Source organism: Brevundimonas sp. AVps5, from assembly GCF_058681515.1.
The window spans coordinates 1,207,176-1,228,683 of the sequence record NZ_CM178740.1 but is presented as its reverse complement, the minus strand read 5'-3'; the positions used below and the strand labels follow the sequence as shown (position 1 = coordinate 1,228,683).

The 21,508-nt window shown below is 67.9% G+C and carries 19 protein-coding genes and 1 pseudogene; 11 read left to right on the top strand and 9 right to left on the bottom strand.

Going from position 1 to position 21,508, the window contains the following annotated elements:
• Nucleotides 1-9: 9 nt before the first annotated feature.
• The 3 genes from ACW18A_RS06265 (at nucleotide 10) to ACW18A_RS06255 (ending at nucleotide 4,117) form a co-directional block, all read left to right on the top strand.
• Nucleotides 10-1,386: a M28 family peptidase gene (locus ACW18A_RS06265; protein WP_492023932.1), complete on the top strand. Its 1,377-nt coding sequence runs from the start codon at nucleotides 10-12 to the stop codon at nucleotides 1,384-1,386.
• Nucleotides 1,383-1,985: a phosphoribosylglycinamide formyltransferase gene (purN, locus tag ACW18A_RS06260; protein WP_492023931.1), complete on the top strand. Its 603-nt coding sequence runs from the start codon at nucleotides 1,383-1,385 to the stop codon at nucleotides 1,983-1,985. The genes ACW18A_RS06265 and purN overlap by 4 nt, the downstream gene beginning before the upstream one ends.
• Nucleotides 1,986-2,056: 71 nt before the next feature.
• Nucleotides 2,057-4,117 (top strand): M13 family metallopeptidase, encoded by a 2,061-nt coding sequence (locus ACW18A_RS06255; RefSeq protein ID WP_492023930.1) that lies wholly within the window; start codon nucleotides 2,057-2,059, stop codon nucleotides 4,115-4,117.
• Between the two features lie 84 nt (nucleotides 4,118-4,201).
• Here the strand turns inward: ACW18A_RS06255 and ndk are convergent, their stop codons facing one another.
• Nucleotides 4,202-4,621 (bottom strand): nucleoside-diphosphate kinase, encoded by a 420-nt coding sequence (gene ndk / locus ACW18A_RS06250; RefSeq protein WP_492023929.1) that lies wholly within the window; start codon nucleotides 4,619-4,621, stop codon nucleotides 4,202-4,204.
• Nucleotides 4,622-4,770: 149 nt separating this feature from the next.
• Here ndk and ACW18A_RS06245 point away from each other — a divergent pair, with 149 nt between their 5' ends.
• Together ACW18A_RS06245 and ACW18A_RS06240 are read left to right on the top strand one after the other, a co-directional pair.
• Entirely contained in the window at nucleotides 4,771-6,651 is a 1,881-nt protein-coding gene (locus ACW18A_RS06245; RefSeq protein WP_492023928.1) for an ABC-F family ATP-binding cassette domain-containing protein, read from the top strand.
• The gene (locus tag ACW18A_RS06240; RefSeq protein WP_492023927.1) at nucleotides 6,651-6,893 is read left to right on the top strand and encodes a DUF2164 domain-containing protein; all 243 of its coding nucleotides are present in this window, start codon (nucleotides 6,651-6,653) and stop codon (nucleotides 6,891-6,893) included. Before ACW18A_RS06245 ends, ACW18A_RS06240 begins: the two co-directional genes overlap by 1 nt.
• A gap of 255 nt (nucleotides 6,894-7,148) precedes the next feature.
• Here ACW18A_RS06240 and pyrC read toward each other — a convergent pair whose 3' ends face one another.
• The 4 genes from pyrC to ruvX all read right to left on the bottom strand — a co-directional run bounded on the left by pyrC (nucleotide 7,149) and on the right by ruvX (nucleotide 10,984).
• The gene (gene pyrC, locus ACW18A_RS06235) at nucleotides 7,149-8,426 is read right to left on the bottom strand and encodes a dihydroorotase (RefSeq protein ID WP_492023926.1); all 1,278 of its coding nucleotides are present in this window, start codon (nucleotides 8,424-8,426) and stop codon (nucleotides 7,149-7,151) included.
• Between the two features lie 154 nt (nucleotides 8,427-8,580).
• Nucleotides 8,581-9,561 carry an aspartate carbamoyltransferase catalytic subunit gene (locus tag ACW18A_RS06230; RefSeq protein ID WP_492023925.1) on the bottom strand — a complete coding sequence of 327 codons (981 nt, stop codon included), beginning with the start codon at nucleotides 9,559-9,561 and terminating at the stop codon, nucleotides 8,581-8,583.
• Between the two features lie 23 nt (nucleotides 9,562-9,584).
• The gene (locus ACW18A_RS06225; RefSeq protein ID WP_492023924.1) at nucleotides 9,585-10,508 is read right to left on the bottom strand and encodes an AEC family transporter; all 924 of its coding nucleotides are present in this window, start codon (nucleotides 10,506-10,508) and stop codon (nucleotides 9,585-9,587) included.
• Complete coding sequence (ruvX, locus tag ACW18A_RS06220) at nucleotides 10,505-10,984, bottom strand: Holliday junction resolvase RuvX (protein ID WP_492023923.1); 480 nt, start codon at nucleotides 10,982-10,984, stop codon at nucleotides 10,505-10,507. The genes ACW18A_RS06225 and ruvX overlap by 4 nt, the downstream gene beginning before the upstream one ends.
• 72 nt (nucleotides 10,985-11,056) lie before the next feature.
• Between ruvX and ACW18A_RS06215 the strand changes: the two genes are divergently transcribed.
• The 6 genes from ACW18A_RS06215 (at nucleotide 11,057) to ACW18A_RS06190 (ending at nucleotide 15,960) form a co-directional block, all read left to right on the top strand.
• Nucleotides 11,057-11,584 (top strand): hypothetical protein, encoded by a 528-nt coding sequence (locus tag ACW18A_RS06215; protein WP_492023922.1) that lies wholly within the window; start codon nucleotides 11,057-11,059, stop codon nucleotides 11,582-11,584.
• Between the two features lie 75 nt (nucleotides 11,585-11,659).
• Entirely contained in the window at nucleotides 11,660-11,947 is a 288-nt protein-coding gene (gatC, locus tag ACW18A_RS06210) for an Asp-tRNA(Asn)/Glu-tRNA(Gln) amidotransferase subunit GatC (protein WP_298161500.1), read from the top strand.
• A 2-nt stretch (nucleotides 11,948-11,949) separates the two neighbouring features.
• On the top strand, nucleotides 11,950-13,428 hold the full coding sequence (gene gatA, locus ACW18A_RS06205; protein WP_492023921.1) for an Asp-tRNA(Asn)/Glu-tRNA(Gln) amidotransferase subunit GatA: 1,479 nt from the start codon (nucleotides 11,950-11,952) through the stop codon (nucleotides 13,426-13,428).
• Nucleotides 13,429-13,679: 251 nt separating this feature from the next.
• Nucleotides 13,680-14,867 carry a thiolase family protein gene (locus ACW18A_RS06200; protein ID WP_492024348.1) on the top strand — a complete coding sequence of 396 codons (1,188 nt, stop codon included), beginning with the start codon at nucleotides 13,680-13,682 and terminating at the stop codon, nucleotides 14,865-14,867.
• Between the two features lie 350 nt (nucleotides 14,868-15,217).
• Nucleotides 15,218-15,559, top strand: coding sequence for a VOC family protein (locus ACW18A_RS06195; protein ID WP_492023920.1), 342 nt, complete (start codon nucleotides 15,218-15,220; stop codon nucleotides 15,557-15,559).
• Nucleotides 15,556-15,960, top strand: a complete 405-nt coding sequence (locus ACW18A_RS06190; protein WP_492023919.1) for a YkgJ family cysteine cluster protein — start codon at nucleotides 15,556-15,558, stop codon at nucleotides 15,958-15,960. The genes ACW18A_RS06195 and ACW18A_RS06190 overlap by 4 nt, the downstream gene beginning before the upstream one ends.
• Here ACW18A_RS06190 and ACW18A_RS06185 read toward each other — a convergent pair.
• From ACW18A_RS06185 to ACW18A_RS06170, 4 genes and pseudogenes are all read right to left on the bottom strand, one after another.
• The gene (locus ACW18A_RS06185) at nucleotides 15,957-17,060 is read right to left on the bottom strand and encodes a hypothetical protein (RefSeq protein WP_492023918.1); all 1,104 of its coding nucleotides are present in this window, start codon (nucleotides 17,058-17,060) and stop codon (nucleotides 15,957-15,959) included. The genes ACW18A_RS06190 and ACW18A_RS06185 overlap by 4 nt on opposite strands.
• A gap of 159 nt (nucleotides 17,061-17,219) precedes the next feature.
• Nucleotides 17,220-18,256 (bottom strand): annotated as a pseudogene (gene cydB, locus ACW18A_RS06180) (cytochrome d ubiquinol oxidase subunit II).
• Nucleotides 18,253-19,698, bottom strand: coding sequence for a cytochrome ubiquinol oxidase subunit I (locus tag ACW18A_RS06175; RefSeq protein WP_492023917.1), 1,446 nt, complete (start codon nucleotides 19,696-19,698; stop codon nucleotides 18,253-18,255). Before ACW18A_RS06175 ends, cydB begins: the two are co-directional and overlap by 4 nt.
• A gap of 122 nt (nucleotides 19,699-19,820) precedes the next feature.
• On the bottom strand, nucleotides 19,821-21,506 hold the full coding sequence (locus ACW18A_RS06170; RefSeq protein WP_492023916.1) for a sensor histidine kinase: 1,686 nt from the start codon (nucleotides 21,504-21,506) through the stop codon (nucleotides 19,821-19,823).
• Nucleotides 21,507-21,508: the final 2 nt, after the last annotated feature.

The window sequence follows — 21,508 nt, the reverse complement described above, 5'->3', positions numbered from 1 at the left end:
GAGTCGCCCATGCGCCTGATCGCCCTCGCCGCCCTGCTGGCCCTGCCCGCCGTCGCTCACGCCCAGACGCCCGCCGCCGTCGAACAACCGCTGCTCCACACCGTCGTGTCCGAGGTCGAGGCCGACCGGATGCAGGCCGACATCACCGCCCTGGTCGGGTTCGGCACCCGTCACACGATGTCGGACACAGTCTCCGAGACCCGCGGGATCGGTGCCGCCCGCCGCTGGACCGAGCGGGAGTTCCGCCGCATCTCGGCCGACTGCGGGACCTGTCTCGAGATCGCCCTGCCCGCCGAAACGGTGACCGGTCCGCGCGTCCCGACGCCGACCGAGGTCGTCAATGTGGTCGCCATCCAGCGCGGAAGCGGCGATCCCAACCGGGTCATCATCATCTCGGGCCATATCGACAGCCGCGTCACTGATGTGATGAACTTCACCGCTGATGCACCGGGTGCCAACGACGACGCCTCGGGCGTGGCCGCCGTGCTGGAAGCCGCCCGGGTCCTGTCGCATCACCGGTTCGACGCCACGCTGGTCTATGCCGTCCTGTCCGGCGAGGAACAGGGCCTGTTCGGCGGCCGCATCCTGGCCGACTATGCAAAGGCCCAGGGCTGGGTGGTCGAGGCGAACCTCAACAACGACATCGTCGGCAATTCCGAAGGCCAGTCGGGCATCCGCGACACCACCCGGGTCCGCGTCTTCTCCGAGGGCACCAAGACGGTCGAGACCGCGCTCCAGGCCGACCGGCGTCGCTACAACGGCGGCGAGGTCGACAGTTCCTCGCGCAACCTGGCCCGTTACATCGACGGGATCGCCGACCGCTATCTGGTCAATTTCGACGTCGACATGATCTATCGCACCGACCGGTTCGGCCGCGGCGGCGACCAGGTCGAGATGCTGCGCGCCGGCTTCCCCGCCGTCCGCATCTCCGAGGGGGCCGAGAACTACGACCGCCAGCACCAGGACCTGCGCACCGAGAACGGCATCGAATACGGCGACACGCTCGAGGGCGTGGACTTCGACTATCTGGCCCAGGTGGCGCGGCTGAACATCGCCACCATGGCGGCGCTCGCCTCCGCCCCCATGGTCCCCGCCGATGTGACGATCGAGGGGGCGGTCAAGCCGGACACCACCCTGCGCTGGTCCGCCGTGCCCGGGGCGGCCGGCTATCGCGTCTGGTGGCGTTCGACGACGTCCCCGCAGTGGACCTTCAACCGCTCGGCCGGGACGGCGACGTCGCTGGTCCTGACCGCCGTGCCGATCGACGACTATTTCTTCGGCGTCTCGTCGATTTCCGACGACGGCTACGAAAGCCCGGTCGTCTATCCCGGTCCGGCCGGCGCCTTCGTCTCGGTCGGCGACCCGCCGGCGCCCGCCGCCCGATGAGCCGGCCTGAGGGCCGCGTGCGCGTGGCTGTGCTGATCTCCGGGGCCGGGTCGAACATGGCCGCCCTGATCGACGCGGGTCAGGCCGCTGACGCGCCGTATGAGGTGGTCCTGGTGCTGTCCAACGACCCGGAAGCCGGCGGCCTCGCTGTCGCGCGCGCCAAGGGCGTCGCCAAGGCTGCCATCGACCACAAACCCTTCGGCAAGGACCGCGCCGCCCACGAGGCCGCCCTACAGGCGCAACTCGACGCGGCGGAAGTCGAGGTCATCGCCCTGGCCGGGTATATGCGGCTGTTGACGCCCTTCCTGGTGAACCGCTGGGCGGGTCGGATGCTGAACATCCACCCCAGTCTGCTGCCGAACTACCCCGGGCTCGACACCCACACCCGGGCGCTGGCAGCGGGCGACGCCGAAGCGGGTTGCACGGTCCATCTGGTGACCGAGGGGGTCGACGAAGGCCCCGTCCTGGACCAGCAGACCGTGCCCGTCGTTCCCGGCGATACGGCCGCGACCCTGGCGCAGCGCGTCCTCAATGCCGAACACGCCCTCTACCCCCGCGCGCTCGCCGATTTCTGCCGGACGCGGATGAGAAGTTCGTAATCATCGCGCTTTGTCCGCGACATCCGGCCGCACCGGAGTCAGTGTCCGCGAAATTCAGACAGGGATCTTTCATGTCCAGACTTCGCCTCATGGCGTGCGCCGCCGGCGCCGCCCTCATGCTCGCCTCGCCCGCCCTTGCCCAGACCGCGCCACAGCCGGTCGAGATCCCGTCCGAGGATCAGGCCGAGATCGGCGTCTTCGGCTTCGACCTGAACGGCATGGACACGTCGATCCGGCCAGGTCAGGACTTCAACCGCTACGCCAGCGGAACCTATCTGGCCAACACGCCGATCCCGGCTGACAAGGCCTCCTACGGCATGTTCACCGTGCTGCGGGACCGTTCGGACACCAATCTGCGCACCATCATCGACGAAAGCGCCGCCAACCCTGGCGCAAGCGCGGATGCGACCCGGATCGGCTCCATGTACTCCAGTTTCCTGGACGAGGCTGCGATCAATGCCCTGGGCGCCTCGCCGCTGCAGGCCGATCTGGCCGAAGTCCGCGCGGCCGACACGCGCGAGAAGCTGGCGACCCTGATGGGCCGCACCCAGTACGGCTTCGGCGCCAGCCTCTTCGGCGTTCAGACCTTCGAGGATCTGCGCATCCCGGATCGCACCTCGGCCTATGTGGTCCAGGGCGGGATCGGCATGCCCGACCGCGACTATTATCTGGAAGACCGGTTCGTGACCCAGAAGGCCGCCTATCGCACCTATATCGAACAGGCCCTGACCCTGGCCGGCTGGCCCGAGCCGGCGGCCGCCGCCGACGCCATCCTGGCCTTCGAGACCGCGATCGCCCAGGAGCACTGGACCCAGGTCGAGAACCGCCAGATCGACAAGATCTACAACCCGATGACCGTGGCCGAACTGAACACGGCCGCGCCCGGTTTCGACTGGACCGCCTGGGCGACCGCCGCAGGCCTCGGCACGGACCGTACCCTGATCGCGGCCAACAACACCGCCTTCCCCGGCATGGCCCGCGTCTTCGCCGAGACCCCGATCTCGACCCTGCAGTCCTGGGAAGCCTTCCACGTCATCGACCAGGCCGCCCCCTATCTGTCGCAGCCGTTCATCGAGGCCCGCTTCGAATTCTTCGGCAAGACCCTCAGCGGCCAGCAGGAGATCCAGCCCCGCTGGAAGCGCGGCGTCACCCTCGTCGAGGGGTCGCTGGGCGAATCGCTGGGTCGCGAATACGTCGCCCGTCACTTCCCGGCCGAATCCAAGGCCCAGATGGAGGAACTGGTCGCCAACCTGCGCGCCGCCATGACCGTCCGGATCCAGAACCTCGACTGGATGAGCCCGGAAACCAAGACGCAGGCGCTCTACAAGATGAGCCGGTTCGGGGTGAAGATCGGCTATCCCGATGAATGGCGCTCCTATGACGGACTGAACCTCGTGGCCGGCGATCTGTACGGCAACGTCGAACGCTCGTCGGCCTTCGAGTGGGAGTTCGCCCTCTCCAAACTGGATCGCCCCGTGAACCCGCTGGAATGGGGCATGACGCCCCAGACCGTGAACGCCTACTACAACCCGCCGCGCAACGAGATCGTCTTCCCGGCCGCCATCCTGCAGGCGCCCTTCTTCGACCCGCGCGCCGATCCGGCGGTCAACTACGGCGGCATCGGTGCCGTCATCGGCCACGAAATCACCCACGGCTTCGACGATCAGGGTCGCAAGACCGACGGCGACGGCGTGCTTCGTGACTGGTGGACGGCCGAGGACGCGGCCAAGTTCGAGGAGCGGGCAGCAGTTCTGGGAGCCCAGTATTCAGCCCTGTCGCCGGTGGAAGGTGCCACCGTCAACGGCGACCTGACCATGGGCGAAAACATCGCCGACCTGGGCGGCCTGCTGATGGCGCTGGACGCCTACCGCATGTCGCTGGACGGCCAGCCGGCCCCGGTGATCAATGGTCTGACCGGCGATCAGCGCGTCTTCCTCGGCTGGGCCCAGGTGTGGCGGACCAACAGCCGCGACGCCTATCTGCGCCAACAGGTGACGACCGACCCGCACGCCCCCGCCATGTACCGGGCCGCCGTCCCGCCCCGGAATATCGACGCCTGGTACGCCGCCTTCGGCGTGGCACCCGGCGACGAACAGTATCTGGCCCCCGAAGCCCGGGCCCGGATCTGGTAATTACGAAAAAGGCCCCGGAGCGATCCGGGGCCTTTCTTCTTTGTGGCGCTGACGCGCGCGACGCGGTCGCGCACTGCCCGGGCGTTAGCCGACGATGTCGGCATCCGTGAAGAACTGGGCGATCTCAAGCGCGGCGTTCTCTTCGGAGTCCGAACCGTGGACCGAGTTCTCGCCGATCGACAGGGCGAACAGCTTGCGGATGGTGCCGTCAGCGGCGTCCTTGGGGTTGGTGGCACCCATGACGTCGCGGTATTTGGCGACCGCGCCTTCGGCTTCCAGAACCTGGACGACGACCGGCTCGGCGATCATCTGGCCGACCAGTTCGCCGTAGAACGGACGCTCGGCGTGGACTTCGTAGAATTTCCTGGCCTGGGCCTCGGTCAGCTTGACGCGGCGCTGGGCCACGATACGCAGGCCGGCGCCCTCGATCACGGCGTTGATGGCGCCCGTCAGGTTGCGGCGCGTGGCGTCGGGCTTGATAATCGAGAAGGTACGGTCGGTCATGAGGAGACTTCTTGTTGGGAGTTTGAAGGTCGCGGGCTTATAGACGCCGCCTCCCCGGTTTCCAACATGATGTTGGCTCCTATCGCTCTCCGCGCGGCGTCTCGCTGCTTGAGGAGCGGATTTTCGCCCTACGGACGTTTGTCTTCGCCATGCTCCAGATCACCAACCTGACGTTCAACGCCTGGGGTCGCCAGTTTCTGGACGACGCCTCGGTCAGTCTGCCGCCGGGCTCCAAGGTCGGGCTGGTGGGGCGGAACGGCATCGGCAAGTCGACCCTGTTCAAGATCATCCTCGGCGAACTCGCCGGCAACGGCGACGAAGTCTCGCTGCCGAAGACGGCCCGCATCGGCTCGGTGGATCAGGAACACCCGGCGACGCCCGTCAGCGTGGTCGAGACCATTCTGGAGGCCGACACCGAGCGCCACGACCTGCTGGGCCGTCTCGAAACCGCCGAGCCCGAGGAGATGGGCGAGATCTGGACCCGGCTGATCGAGATCGACGCCGACGGGGCCCCCTCCCGGGCGGCCGAAATCCTCGCCGGCCTCGGCTTTGACCACGAGAACCAGCAGCGGCCGATGTCGGAGTTCTCCGGCGGCTGGCGCATGCGCGTAGCCCTGGCCGCCGCCCTGTTCGCCCAGCCCGACATGCTGCTGCTCGACGAACCGACCAACTACCTCGACCTGGAAGGCGCCCTGTGGCTCGAGGCGCGGCTGAAGAAATACCCGGCGACGGCCCTGATCATCTCCCATGACCGCGAGATGCTGAACGAGGTCTGCACCCACATCCTGCACCTGGCGAACCGCAAGCTGGAGATCTACACCGGCAACTACGACCAGTTCGAACAGGCGCGCGCCGAAAAGGCCCGTCTGCAGCTGTCGGCCAAGGCCAAGCAGGACGCCGAACGCGCCCACCTCCAGTCCTTCGTCGACCGGTTCAAGGCCAAGGCCTCCAAGGCCGCCCAGGCCCAGTCGCGGATGAAGCGGCTGGCCAAGATGCAGCCCGTCTCGACGACGATCGAGGAACGCGTCGCCCCCTTCACCCTGCCCTCGCCGCCACGGCCCCTGGCACCGCCGCTGATCCGGCTGGAGCGCGCCAATGTCGGCTACGAGACCGGCCGGCCGATCCTGCGCAATCTGAACCTGCGTATGGACCTCGACGACCGCATCGGCCTGCTGGGCGTCAACGGCGCCGGCAAGTCGACCTTCGCCAAGATGATCGCCGGCGCGCTCAAGGTCACCGACGGCGAACTGCATCGCGACAGGAAGATGCGGGTGGGCTGGTTCCACCAGCATCAGATTGAGGCGATGGACCCGACCGACACGCCGCTGGAGATCATCCGCCGCGCCATGCCCGAAGCCACCGAGGCCGGGCGTCGATCCAAGCTGGCCCAGTTCGGCCTCAACTACGACAAGCAGGAGACCACGGTCGACAGCCTGTCCGGCGGCGAGCGGGCGCGCCTGCTGCTGAACATGGTGGCCATGGAGGCCCCCCACGTCCTGATCCTCGACGAACCGACCAACCACCTGGATATCGACAGCCGTCGGGCGTTGCTGGACGCGCTCAACGACTACACCGGTGCCGTCATCCTGATCACCCACGACCGCTCCCTGATGGAGATGGTGGCCGACCGGCTGTGGCTGGCCGCAGACGGCACGGTGAAGCCGTTCGACGGCGACATGGACGATTATGCGAAATTCGTCCTCGACCGCGCCAAACAGGCCGCGGTGAAGCCAAGTCAGATCAAGAAGGAAGAGGCGGCTGTCGCCTCCGCTCCGGCTGCCAAGCCCCAGAAGCAGAAGGGCGGCCCTTCGCCCTCAACCCTGCGTCATGCTGTGAAGAAGGCAGAAGAACGCGTCGTCGCCCTGACGGCAGAGATTTCCCGCATCGACGACGACCTGGCCAACGCCGCCGTGTCCAATCCGAAGGCGCTGGAAGGCCTGACCCGCGCGCGGGCCAAGTCGCAGTCCGACCTCGACGCCGCCGAGGCTGCGTGGATGGACGCCGAGGAAGCCCTGGCCGAGGTCTCCTGATGAAGCCGATCGTCTTCTCGAAGGAAGAGCAGCGCGACCTGATTCCGCGCATCAAGGCCTTCGTGCGGGACGAACTGGATCTGGAGATCGGCGACCTGCAGGCGTCGATGCTGATGGACTTCTTCGCCGAGAAGCTGGGCCATGCGGTCTACAATCGCGCGATCTACGACGCCCAGGCGTTGATCGCAGCGAAGGCCGACGAGATGGCCGAGGCTCTCTATGCGCTGGAGCAGAAGCCCTAGCTCCCACGGAGGATCGATCGGTGCCAGGGGCCGAATCAGGCCGCGCAAACTTTTCTATGCGACGCTGAAATCCCGATCTGGTCAGTCACAGCGGGACCCGCTCTGCGACTTACGCGCCTTGGTTCGCCGCGGCCCTATACTCCCCAATCACGGTTCGCGGAGAGGGCGAGCGCCGGATTTGGTCCGTTTCGTCCGTTTCGTCAGGGTGTTTTTCGTCCGGACGGACGGACGAAAACTCACTCGCACTGCGCGAGCCTAGTGCTCGAACACGACCCGCCCGCCGACGATCGTCATCTCGACCCGTCCCTGAAGCCTGCGCCCGTCGAATGGCGAGTTCTTCGATTTGGATCGCAGGGTCGCCGCGTCGACGATCACCGGCGCGCCGGGGTCGAACAGGATCAGATCCGCCGGGGCTCCAGCCTGCAGCACGCCGGCATCGAGACCCAGCAGGGCCGCCGGGCCGTGGGTCAGCGGCCGCAGCACATCGAGGATATCCAGACCCTCCTCGTGGTGCAGGCTGAGGGCGGCCGGGAGCAGGGTCTCCAGACCCACGGCGCCCGGCGCGGCCTCGGCGAACGGACGGCGCTTGTCCTCGGCCGGAGCCGGGGTGTGGGCCGAGGTGATGGCCTCGATCAGGCCGTCGCGCACCGCCTCGATCAGGGCGCGCCGGTCGCTCTCGGGCCGCAGCGGCGGGTCGAGGCGGAAGAAGGTGCGGTAGTCGCCGATGTCGATCTCGTTGAAGCACAGGTGGTTGATCGAGACCGAGGCCGCGACCTCCAGCCCCCTGCCCCGCGCCCGCGCGAGCACCTCCAGCGCCGCCTCGGTCGAGATTTGATCCACAAGGAACCGCACGCCCGTCTGTTCGACCAGGGCCAGGTCGCGCTCCAGCTGGATACGTTCGGCGATGGCCGGAGCGCCCGACAGGCCCAGCCGTGTCGCCAGTTCGCCCGAGGTCGCCACCGACCCTTCCGTCAGCCACGGATCGGCCGGACGACAGGCGATCAGGGCATTGAAGGCCGTGGCATAGGCCATGATCCGCTGCAGCACCCGGCTGTCGGCGATGACATGGTCGCCGTCGGTGAAATACAGGGCGCCGGCCTCGTGCATCAGGCCGATTTCGGCCATCCGCTTGCCGTCGCGAGCCTTCGTCGCCGCGCCCGCCGCGCGCACGTTCACCAGGTTCAGGGCCGCGCCCCGCCTCTGGATAAAATCAATCATGGCCGGGTCATCCACAGCCGGATCGGTGTCGGGCTGGATGACCACCGTGGTGACCCCGCCGGCCGCCGCCGACAGGCTGGCAGACTTCAGCGTCTCTTTCGGCTCCGCGCCCGGTTCGCCGGTGCGGACGCGGATGTCGATCAGGCCGGGCGAGAGGCACAGGCCGCGCGCATCGAGGATCTCCGTGGCCGAAACCGCGACCGAGCCGCGCTCGACCCGGGTGATGACCCCGTCCTCGATGACCACCGAGCCGGGACCGTCATAGTCGCTCGCCGGGTCCAGCAGCCGGGCGTTGATGATGGCGAGCGAGGTCATCCCTTAAATCCTCCCCCGTTGGGGGAGGTGGCGCGGCGCTTCTTTGCGCCGTGACGGAGGGGGCCAACCGCACACGCCGAAGTCTGGGGTGAGCCCCCTCCACCCCCGCGCAAGCGCGCGGCGGTCCCCCTCCCCCTACGGGTGAAGATCTTCATCATGCCGCGCCCTCCAGACGAGCCGACAGCGAGGCCAGCACCGCCATCCGCGCCGCGACGCCCATCTCGACCTGGTCCTGGATCAGCGACACCGTCAGATCGTCGGCCACGTCCGAATCGATCTCCACGCCCCGGTTCATCGGCCCCGGGTGCATGACCCTGGCACCCGCGTTGGCCCAGGCCAGCTTCTCGCGGTCCAGACCCCAGAAGCGGAAATACTCGCGCGTCGACGGGACCAGGGCCCCATCCATCCGCTCCAGCTGCAGCCGCAGCATCATGACCACGTCGCAGCCGGCCAGACCCTCGCGCATGTCATGGAAGACCTCGCAGCCCCAGCGGTCGGCGTCGCCCGGGACCAGGGTCGGAGGCCCGATCAGCCGCACCCGCGCGCCCATCATCGACAGCAGGGCGACATTCGAACGGGCCACCCGGCTGTGGGCGATGTCGCCGCAGATCGCCACGGTCAGCCCGCCGACGTCGCCGAAGGCCCGGCGCAGGCTCAAGAGGTCCAGCAGGGCCTGGGTCGGATGCTCGTGGCGCCCGTCGCCCGCGTTGACCACCGCACAGCCGACCTTCTGGGACAGCAGGGCCGCCGCGCCCGACGCGCCGTGCCGGACGACCAGAATGTCGGGCTTCATGGCGTTCAGCGTCACCGCCGTGTCGATCAGGGTCTCGCCCTTCTTCACCGAAGAGGCCTGTACCGGCATGGTCACCACATCGGCGCCCAGACGCTTGGCCGCGATCTCGAACGAGGAACTGGTCCGGGTCGAATTCTCGAAGAACAGGTTCATGACCGTCCTGCCGCGCAACAGGTCGAGTTGCTTGGTCGACTGACGGTTCAGGTCGACGAACGCATCCGCCAGATCGAGCAGGCTCAGCACGAACGGCGGGTTCAGATCGCCGGCGGCAAGGAAATGCGGTTTCGGGAACGGGACCAGCCGGTCGGCGATCAGGTCGGCGGCTGCATCGGTCTGGGTCATCAACGCCCGGCTATACGTCCCGCTCACACCAGATGGAAGAGGGCCAGAAGCAGGGGAATGCCCACGGCGCTGCCGACCGTGGTCAGGGCCACGATACCGGCCATCAGGGGCGCATCCCCGCCCATCTGTCGCGCCAGGATGTAGGACGCCGCCGCCCCCGGAGCCGCCCCGCACAGGAGGGCGATTCCCTGGGCCGTCTCGTCCCCGCCGTACAGCCGGCACAGGCCCCACATCAGCATGGGGGTGATGACCAGTTTGACGAAGGACACGGCCGTGATGGTGACCCTGCGTCGCGCGACCTCGGCGAAGCTCAGGCCGGCCCCGGCGACGATCAGCCCCAGCGGCAGAGCCGCGCCGCCCAGCAGCTTCAGCGTCTCGGAAATCCCGGGAATGGGCGGCACGTGGGTCAGGTTCAGCGCCAGGCCGATCAGACAGGCGATCAGGATGGGGTTGGACAGAATCGCCTTGGCCAGGGACCACGGCGATATCTCCTGCCGGTCGGCCCCCCAATGTTCCAGAACGATCACGCACAGGATGTTCGTCACCGGGATCAGGGACGCGATCACGACCGCCGCCAGAGCCAGTCCGTCAGGACCATAGACGGCCTGGATCACCGGCAGGAAGACGAAACTGTTCCAGCGGATCACCCCCTGGAAGACCGAGGTATAGGCCGGACCCTCCAGCCTCATCAAAGGCCGGGCCAGCAAGGTCACCGCCGCAATGATCGCCACCGAACTGACCGCTGCCGCCCCTGCCGCGCTGGCTCCGCCGCCGGAGATGTCCGCGTTCCAGATCGCCGGGATCAGGAAGCCGGGGTAGAGCAGGTTGATCGACAGTTTCTCGATCGGCCGCCAGGTCGCATCGGGCAGGAAATCGGACTTCCTCAGGCCATAGCCCAGGGCGATCAGGATGAAGACCGGGACGACCCCGGCGAACAGGGCGTTCATATCCAGCTCTTCTGGTCGCGAACCCGGTCAAGCGCGCCCTGCAATATCCAGGCGGCCGCGGTCCGGTCCACCACGCCCGCCCGGCGCTTCCGCGACAGATCCAGCTCGTCAATCAGGAAGCGCTCGACCGCACTGGTCGACAGCCGCTCATCCCAGAAGGCGACGCTTGTGGGTCGAAGCCTGTCCAGGTTCCGGGCGAAGGCCCGGCACGACTGCGCCCTCGGCCCCTCGGTCCCGTCCATGTTGACCGGCAGGCCGATCACCAGCCCAGAGACCTTCCGTGCGTCCATCAGCTTGAACAGGGCCTGGGCCTCCGCGGTGAATTTCGATTTCCGGATCAGCTGAAGCGGGCTGGCGATCAGCCGGGTCGTGTCCGAGACAGCCACGCCGATGGTGGCCTCGCCGAGGTCCAGCCCCATCCACGCCGTGCCCGGCGGGCAGGCTTCAGGCAGGTCGACGATATCCACAACAGGCATTCGAGGGCGGTAGGCGTTGCCATTCCGCCTGTCAAAGGCGACTGTGGCCTATCATCGGTTACGGAGGGGTCCATGTCCGCGCGTTCTTCGAGTCTCAGCATCACCATCGTCGCCGCCCTTTCGCTTGTCGCCTGCGACGCCATGCCGGCGGCCAAATCGACCACGACGGAAGCGCCGGCGGCTGCTGTCCAGGCTGCGCCACTGACACCTTCGGGCCCCGCGACGCCCCTGACTGCCGAGGCCGAAACCGACGAGAACATCCAGCACGCCGCCAGCGTCGTCCGGATCGACTGGGTCGGTGCCGGCAGCGCCAAGATGTTCGGCACTGCGGGCGGCGATCCGGCCATGAACGGCCTCTACACCTACATCGCCTTCTTCGGAGAGCCTTCCGACGGCTGGGTAGTCTACAGCCTGGGAAACATACTCGACTACACTGTGCTGGCCTCGGAGATCGGGAGCGTCGATCTGGACCTTCATGAGAGCACGATGGACGAGGCGACCGGCAACATCGGCGACCGCCACCGCAAGGTGATCGTGTCCTGGACGCCCGGCGACGACGGCGCGCCCCCAACCGGCGTGACGATCACCCCGGCGCAGTAGGCCGCTCCGGTCCTTGTGCGGCGCGGCACGGGCGGCTAATCCCGCCCGCTTGCACTGAGACTATCGGAGGGCCGGATGGCCATCGACGCAGAGACGGTGAGGAAGGTCGCGCACCTCGCCCGGATCAAGACCGCCGAAGACCGGCTGGAGCCCCTGGCCGGCGAGCTGAACGGCATCATGGCCTGGATCGACCAGCTCAATGAGGTCGATGTGGCCGGCGTGGAACCGATGACCTCCAACGTCGCCCAGCCCCTGCGTCTGCGCGACGACGTCGTCACCGACGGCGCCCGGGTCGAGGCCGTCCTGTCGAACGCCCCGCAATCCGCCGACGGCTTCTACGTCGTGCCCAAGGTGGTCGAATAGTCATGAGCGACCTGACCAAACTGTCCCTCAAGGCCGCCGTCGACGGCCTCAAGGCGAAGGCCTTCTCTTCGGAAGAGATCACCCGCGCCTTTGTGGCGAATATCGAGGCCGCCAACCCGACCCTGAACGCCTTTGTCGTGGTCACCGCCGACAAGGCGATCGACATGGCGAAAGCGTCCGACGCCCGTATCGCGGCCGGAACCGCCGGCCCCCTGGAAGGTGCCCCGCTGGGCATCAAGGACCTGTTCTGCACCGAGGGCGTCCAGACGACGGCCGGCTCCAACATGCTGCGTGGCTTCGTCCCGCCCTATGAATCCACCGTGACCGCCAACCTGTGGCGCGACGGGGCGGTCATGCTGGGCAAGCTGAACATGGACGAGTTCGCCATGGGCTCGTCGAACGAAACCTCGGCCTTCGGTCCGGTCGTCAACCCATGGAAGTCAAAGGCTTCTAACGCCGACCTGACACCGGGCGGCAGCTCGGGCGGGTCCGCCTCGGCCGTTGCCGCCGACCTGTGCCTGGCCGCCACGGCCTCGGACACCGGCGGCTCGATCCGCCAGCCCGCCGCCTTCACCGGCACGGTCGGGATCAAGCCCACCTATGGCCGCGCCAGCCGCTTCGGCATGGTCGCCTTCGCCTCCTCGCTGGATCAGGCCGGACCGATCACGAAGACGGTCGAGGACGCCGCCCTGATGCTGCAGTCCATGTGCAGTTTCGACGTCAAGGATTCGACCAGCCTCGACATCCCCACGCCCGACTGGTCCGCCTCGGTCGGCAAGTCGGTCAAGGGTCTGCGCATCGGCGTGCCGCGCGAATACGTCGTCGACGGCATGCCCGCAGAGATCCAGGCCCTGTGGGACCAGGGCGTGGCCTGGCTGCGCGACGCGGGCTGCGAGATCGTCGACATCTCCCTGCCCCACACCAAATACGCCCTGCCGACCTATTACATCGTGGCGCCCGCCGAGGCTTCGTCGAACCTGGCCCGTTACGACGGCATGCGGTTCGGCCATCGGGCGGAAAAGGCGACCAGCCTGACCGACCTCTATGAGACCAGCCGCGCCGAGGGCTTCGGCAAGGAGGTCCAGCGCCGCCTGGTCATCGGGGCCTATGTGCTGTCGGCCGGATTCTACGACGCGTATTACGTGCGGGCTCTGAAGGTCCGCCGTCGCATCGCCGAGGACTTCGACAAGGTCTGGGGCCAGGTGGACGCCATCCTGACGCCATCCACCCCTTCGGCCGCCTTCGCCATCGGCGACAGGCAGATCGATCCCGTGACGATGTACCTCAACGACGTCTTCACGGTGACGGCCAACCTCGCCGGCCTGCCGGGGATTTCGGTGCCTGCTGGGATCGATTCTAACGGCTTGCCGCTGGGTCTGCAGGTGATCGGCAAGGCCCTGGACGAGGCCACCGTGCTCCAGGTCGGCGCCGCGCTGGAACAGGCGGCTGGCGGCGTGGGTCGGGCGGAGCGCTGGTGGTGATCTCTTCCCTCTCCCCTTGCGGGAGAGGGAGCCCGCGCACGGCGGCGTAGCCGTCGTCCTTGCGCGGTCGGGTGAGGGGTCACACCGGCAGCTGGAATGGCCGGATCAAACGCTGACCGTCGACGTCAGCGTGACCCCTCATCCGTCCTCGCTTCGCTCGGCCACCTTCTCCCGCAAGGGGAGAAGGGATTTCCCCGCCCTCGCAATCGCGCTCGGTGAACGCTACATCCGCTCCACGTCATCGTGAGAGCCTGTCCATGTCCGATCCCGTCGTCATCGTCGCCTTCGCCCGCACGCCCATGGGCGGCTTCCAGGGGGCCTTCAACGGCGTGAAGGCGACCGAACTGGGGGCCACTGCGGTCCGCGCGGCGGTCGAGCGGTCGGGCGTGTCCCCGGACAGGATCGATCAGATCTACATGGGCTGTGTCCTGCCGGCCGGCCTCGGTCAGGCACCGGCGCGTCAGGCGGCCATCGGCGCCGGTCTCGGCCAGCATGTCGAGGCGACGACCGTGAACAAGATGTGCGGCTCGGGTCTTCAGGCCGTGATGATGGCGTCCGACAGCCTTGCTGCCGGCAGCGCCGACATCATCGTGGCGGGCGGCATGGAGTCGATGACCGGTGCCCCCTATCTGATGAACAAGCACCGCGGCGGCGCCCGCATCGGCCACGATGTCATCGTCGACAGCATGTATATGGACGGGCTCGAGGACGCCTATACGCCCGGCAAGCTGATGGGCAATTTCGCCGAGGACTCGGCGCAGACGTACCAGTTCACGCGCGAGCAGCAGGACGCCTATGCGCTGGAAAGCCTCAGCCGCGCGCTGAAGGCCATCGAGACCGGCGCCTTCAGGGCCGAGATCACCCCCGTCGAGGTCGCGGGCCGCAAGGGGACCGTCACGGTCACCGAGGACGAACAGCCCGGCAAGGCCATGCCGGAGAAGATCCCGACCCTGAAACCCGCTTTCAGCAAGGACGGCACCATCACCGCCGCCAACGCCTCCTCGATCAGTGACGGGGCCGCCGCCCTGGTCATGACGCGCGAGAGCGTGGCCCGCGCCCTGAACCTGCCCGTCGTCGCCCGCATCGTGTCGCACGCCGCCCACGCCCACGAGCCGGGCCTGTTCACCACCGCCCCTGTGCCTGCGATGCGCAAGGCGCTGAAGAAGGCCGGCTGGTCCGTCGAGGACGTCGACCTGTGGGAGATCAACGAGGCCTTCGCCGTCGTGCCGATGATCGCCATGCAGGAGATGGGCATCGACCACGCGAAGCTGAACGTGAACGGCGGAGCCACGGCTCTCGGCCACCCCATCGGGGCCTCGGGTGCCCGCGTCCTGACGACCCTGATCTCGGCCCTGCAAAACCGGGGAAAGTCGAAAGGGATGGCGTCCCTGTGCATCGGCGGCGGCGAGGCGGTGGCCCTGGCGGTCGAGCTGGCCTGACGATCGATCTCGGCCGTCGTTCCCTTTTCGGCGCGTCGGACCAGGCTGCTGGCCGCCCGGTCCGACGCGACCTGTGAAGCCCTGAACGCCGCCAACGCCGTCTGGCCGGAACTGGTGCTGGCGTTCGGCCGCCGCAACGACTGCTCAGCGCCTGGAGGCGCGGTCCACAGGTTTCGGCTGCATGGACGAGTGGAGCGGCTTCGCCTCCCGCATCAGGCGGATCAAGACTTCTGGTCCTGTCGACAGAACGATCACGGGGCACCCCTTCTTTGAGAACCGTTCGCAAGATTGCTTGGACTTTCGCGCCGTGGCAAGCCGGTGTCCGGCGGTTTTTTCATCGGATCACGACAATGCGAAGCGACGGAAAACTCGACTATCTGGAGCTGCCTTCCGCCGGCCTCCCGGAGACAAAGGCCTTCTATGAAGCCGCCTTCGGCTGGACCTTCCAGGACTACGGCCCCACCTACGCCGCGTTCGACCAGGGTCTGGACGGCGGCTTCGGCGCCGATACGGACCGCCCGAAAGCCCCCCTCCCCGTCCTCTACGCCCAGGACCTTCCGGCCATGCTCGCCCGGGTCGAGGCGGCCGGTGCGACCATCCTGAAGCCCATCTTCGACTTCCCCGGCGGCCAGCGCTTCCACTTCAGCGACCCGTCCGGAAACGAGCTGGCGGTCTGGTCCGAGGGCGGATGAAATCCTGCGGCGACTGCGGCCTGTGTTGCAAGATCATGGGCGTCACTGCCCTTGAGAAGCCCGCGGGTCGCTGGTGCCGCCATTTCGGCAAGAAGACCGGCTGCGCGATCTACGAGGATCGCCCGAACGACTGCCGGGTGTTCAACTGCCTCTGGCTGCTGACCGAGGCGCTGGACGACAGCTGGAAGCCGACCACCTCGGGCTTCGTTCTCCATTCGGAACAGGGCGGCGCGCGGCTGATCGTCGAATGCGACGCGGCGCGTCCCCATGACTGGCGACGCGAACCCTATGAGGCCCAACTGCGCCGCTGGGCCGCCGCAGAGGGTCAGGAAGTCCTGGTCTTCGCCGGCAAGCGCGGGGTCCGGCTGGGCGCGACCGACACCCCTGTCAGAAGAGCCTAGCGGACATCCACGGACTGGCCGATCTGCTCGGCCAGGGTCCGGTCGGTGCCCTCCACGCTGGTGATCCAGACGTGGACCTCCTGCGGCGCGGTCGTACGGGTGAACAGGTGCTCCAGCGCCACGCGACGGCCGTCCTCCGTCGCCACGACCGTGGCGCGAGGGCCGACCTCGACCATCTCGCCCGAGTAGATCGGGAACTGTGACGCCGGTCCGGCATAGACCATCACCAAGGCCTGCTGCCCCCGCCGGATCGTCCAGATGTTGAAGTTCGGCCCCGGCCTGCCGGTCGTGATCGTGAACCCGGCGGGCAAGTCGACCATGAACGGCAGGGCGCGGATCGCCGGCGCGTCCAGCACCGTCACCGGCGGCGGAGGCGGCGCGGCGGGGGCGACGACCGGCGCTGCGACCGGAGGTGCCGTGACCGGAGCGGCCGCTACAGACGGCGTCACTCGCGGCACGGGAGCCGGAGCGATCGTGGTCGGCGCCGCGGGGCGCGGGGTCGGTGCAGGAGCGGCCGTCGCCGGAGTCGTCGTGCGCGGAGCCGGAGCTGGAGCCACTATAGCGGGCGCGGGAACCGTGGCACGCGGAGCCGGAGCCGCCGTCGTCGGGGCGACCGTCGCGGGACGGAGCGTCGGCGCGGCTGGAGCCGGCGCAGGCATTGTCGGGCGCGGCATCGGAGCCGCCGTCACGGGGGTCGAAGGTCTCGGTGCGGCCACGGAGGGCGGAGCCGTCGTCGGCGTCGGCGTCGGTGCCGGGCCGGGCGCTCGAATCGGAGCGACAGGCTCGGCCGTAACGGGCGAGGGCGTCGCCAACGGCCGGGTGCGGGGCGGATTGGCGACCGCCGGCGGGGTCAGGGGCTGCGTCCTCAGCGGCGTCGTGACCGGAGGCGAAGGGATCGGCGCGACCCGTCCCGGAGGCGGCAGGATCAAGACCGGGGGCGACATGGGCGAGGTCGGGCGCGGCGCGAGGGTGCCCACGGGCGGCGCCGCGTTCAGGCTGCGGGTCAGAGCGCTGCTGACGGACGGCGCGGACGGGGCCGGTGTCTGGCTTTGCCCGGATCCGGCGATCAGGAGGGTGGCGAGGACGAGCGCGTGTGACATGGCGCGACCATCGCCTTTCAGCCCAAGAACGGCAAGCTTCTCAGCACATAGGCGACGATTGCGACCGTCACGGATCCGGCCACGCACAGGGCCGCGAACCAGGCCAGCTTCTTCCACAGCGGACCGCTGTCTTCGCCCGCCTCGGGCGGGGGAACGGGATCAATGATGATAGCCGGCCTCCTCGTCGATCTTGCCGCGGAACACCCAGTAGACCCAGGCGGTGTAGGCCAGAATCAGCGGCAGGATCACTGCTGTCCCCACCAGCATCAGCCCCAGGGCGTTGTCCGGCGCGGCGGCCTGCCGGAAGTCCAGGGCATAGGGCACGATGTACGGCGCGAACCCCGCCGCCAGCCCCAGATAGCCGGACAGAAAGACCAGCAGCGCGCCCACGAACGGCCAGCGATGCGAGCCCTTGCGGCTCATCACGAAGACGACGCCCAGCCCGAACAGTCCCAGCAGGGGGATTGGCAAAAGCGGAAGCATATCTGCCAGTTCCAGCGCGAGCCCGTCCTGCAGATCGAAGCCCCAGCGCGCCGCCACTCGGGGATGGATCAACAGGGTCGCCACGCTGACGGCCGCCAGCAGACCGGTCACGATCAGGGCCGAAATACGGGTCCAGCGCTTCGCATCGCCATGCAGATTGTCCCTGGTCTTCATCATCAGCCAGGTCCCGCCCAGCAGGGCGTAACCGGCCACCAGCCCCGCGGCGACCAGCAGCGTATAGGGCGTCATCCAGTCGAACGGGCCGCCGGCGAACCGGTCGTGGCGGACCGTCACCCCCTGGATGAAACCGCCCAGCACCAGCCCCTGCGCCACGGCCGTCAGGATCGAGCCGCCGGCGAACATCTGGGTCCAGAATTTGCGACCCTTGTTGCGCGCCCGGAAGCGGAATTCGAACGCCACCCCCTCAGGACCAGGCCCGCCAGCATCAGAAGGATGGGCAGGTACAGGGCCGGCATCAGCACCGAGTAGGCGAGCGGGAACGCGGCCAGCAGCCCCCCGCCTCCCAGCACCAGCCAGGTCTCGTTGCCGTCCCACACGGGGGCTATCGTGTTCATCATCACGTCGCGCTCGCCCGGCGACTTCGCGAACGGGAACAGGATGCCGATGCCGAGGTCGAACCCGTCCAGTGTCACGTAAAGCAGAACGGCGGTCGCGATCAGCCCGGCCCAGATCAGTTGCAGGTCGAGGGTCATTGCGGTCCTCCCGGGACGCTGTCGGGTCCGTCGGGGGTCGTGTCCTCAGGCGCTCCGGCCAGGGCCGTGCCCGGCGGTCTCTGCCCGCGCGGCGGCGCTTCCGCGATGGCAGAGACCGGTCCCTCGGCCATCAGCCTCAGGATGAAGATGGCCCCGGCGGTGAACACGACGGAATAGACGACGATGTAGGCGATCAGCGAGGTCGCCACCTGGCTGGTGATCACCGGCGAGACCGCGTCCCGGGTCCTGAGCACGCCATAGACGACCCACGGCTGGCGCCCGACCTCGGTGACCATCCAGCCGGCCAGCACCGCGATGAAGCCGGCCGGTCCCATCAGCACGGCGAAACGCAGGAACAGCGGGCTGTCGAAGATTTTCCTGCGCCAGATGAGCACCGCGCCCCAGACGCCGAGCCCGATCATCAGCAGGCCCAGGCCGACCATGATGCGGAAGCCGAAGAAGGGGATGAATGGCGGGGGCTGATCCTCAGGCGCATATTGATCGAGCCCGGTGATGACCTCGTCCCTGGCCACGCCCTGGATCAGGTTGCCGACGCCGGGGATGGAGACCTCGAAATGGTTCTTCTGCGCGTCACGGTCGGGGATGCCGAACAGGTGCAGCGGCTGGTCGGCCTTGGTCTCCCAATAGCCCTCGATGGCGGCGGTTTTCGACGGCTGGTATTTGTGCGTGGCCTCACCTGACGCGTGACCCGCCACCAGTTGCAGCGGTGCCAGGACGGCGATCAGCCCGACCGCCATGACCAGCGAAATCCGGCTCTCGCTCCAGCCTTCGGTCTTGACTCCGGCGGCGCGGTCCTTGAGCAGGCGCCAGGCCGAGGTGCCGCCGACCACGAGCCCGGTCGTCAGGAAGGCGGCCAGCAGCATGTGCGCCAGTCGGGTCGGGAAGCTGGGGTTGAAGATGACCTGCATATAGTCGGTCGCCTCGAACCGGCCGTCGGCCATGATCTGGAAGCCCTGGGGCGTCTGCATCCAGCTGTTGGCTGACAGGATCCAGAAGGCCGAAATCGTGGTGCCGACGGCCACCAGCACGGTCGCGGCGAAGTGCAGCTTCGGCCCGACCTTCTTCCAGCCGAACAGCATGACGCCGAGGAATGAGGCCTCCAGGAAGAAGGCCGTCAGCACCTCATAGGCCAGCAGAGGCCCGATCACCCCGCCGGTCAGGCGGATGAACTCACTCCAGTTGGTGCCGAACTGATAACTGAGCACCACGCCCGACACGACCCCCATGCCGAAGCTGAGCGCGAAGATCTTGACCCAGAACAGGTAGAGGACCTTGAACGCCTCGCGTTTCGTCCACAGCCACAGCCCCTCCAGTACCGCCAGATAGGCCGCCAGCCCGATCGTGAAGGCCGGGAACAGGATGTGAAAGGCGATGGTGAAGGCGAACTGCAGTCGTGACAGCAAGAGGGCGTCGAGGTCCACGGGCGGTATCCTGATGGCCGTATGTGGGAAGCGGGGTGGGCCTGCGGGGCGGGCTTGTCCAGCGCAGGCCACGACGCGCGACAGTCCGTCGCGATATTTCATCCATCAGTGAATATCAGGGGTCAGGCGGCGGGCAGTTCGATCCAGAAGGTCGCGCCTTCGCCCGCCAGGGACTCCACGCCGATGGACCCGCCCTGCAGCTCGACCAGCAGTTTGGCCAGGGCCAGGCCGATGCCGTGCCCCTCGATCGCCGACCGCTCCAGCCCCAGCCGGTTGAAGGGCTCGAACAGCTGGGCTTGCTTCTCGGGAGACAGTCCGGGCCCCTTGTCGACGACCTCGATGCGGACGCCGTCATAGACACGACGGGCACGGAACAGCACCTCTCCGCCGGCCGCGCCGTATTTGACGGCGTTCGTAGCCAGATTGTCGATCACCTGGGCCAGGCGCTGGGAATCGGCCAGGGCCACCAGACCGTCGCCCTCGCAGATGACCTGGATCGACAGCATCCGGGCTTCCGGCCGCATCGCCGTCGTCCGTCGCGCGTCTTCAAGGATGCCCGGGATGTCGGTCGGGCGCATCTCGACCTTGACCGCACCGGATTCTGCGCGCGCGACGTCCAGCAGGTCGTGCGACAGGGCCTCGACCTGACGGGCCGTCTTGACCAGCATGGCGGCCATCTCGGCCTGGGTCTCGGTCACAGGGCCGAGCTGGCCGGTCGACCACAGGTCGCCGATGCCGATGACGCCGCCGATGGGGCTCTTGATCTCATGGGCGACGTTGGCGAGCAGGCGTGACTTGGCGGCCGAGGCCTTTTCGGCCCGCAGTTGACCCGCCCTGGCCCGCGCCGACAGACGGTCGCGTTCCTCCAGCAGCGAGGCGACCAGCAGGATCGGCAGATACCCGAACAGGATCGTCAGTTGCAACAGAACGGCGCGCTCGGTCAGATCACCGGTGACCAGATGCCAGGAGCCAGCGCCTGCCTTCAGGGAGCTCAGCGACATCACGGAAATGACCACCAGGGCGGCGGTCGCCCCGATGACCCTCAGTCGGGCCGCGATGACGATGAGCAGGGGCACCATGACGAAGCCCAGCGGCATGTCGACCACGAAATAGATCGTCACGCAGACGACGATCAGCAGACTGAAGATCAGCACAGTCTCGACCGCGCGCCACGGGTTGAACATGGCCCTGACAGCCCGCTTGTCGACGGCCAGAATGAACGATCCGACCACCGCCAGGCCCAGGGCGTGGCCGAACCACCAGGTCTGGAAGGTGGGCATGAACGGCGCCCCTCGGGTCACCATGAGGAAGGCCCCGGCGGCAAGTCCCGCGACAGCGGGGGCGACGACCGCGGTGCAAAGGATGAACCGCCATGCGCCTTCGACTGTGGCCAGGTTAAGGGTGGGAGCGAACCGCCGGGCCAGCCACACGGCCAGTACGATCTCCAGCATGTTGATCGCCGTAAACCCGACGGACAGGATCGGGCCGTTGCCGGCAAGGAACTCACCGGCGAGGACCCCGAAGGCGATCAGCCCGCCGAAGGCCAGATCGTAGCCGACGCCCCGGCCGCTTCTGAGCCAGACGGCGACGGCGAGACCGTTGGCCGCCCACAGAGCCGCGACCGTGTCGGCCGTGCGGGCCGTCGAAATCGCCACGATCACCAGCGCAGTGACGGCCAGAACCGTCAGCATCGGGACCAGAGGCTGTGCGAACAGTGCAGCGGCCGTGGATGTCCGGCCCGAACGCGCGGTTGCGGCGGACTCGATGGCCTCCGCATCGGTCGCGGTTATCGCGCGGGATTGAGGCATTG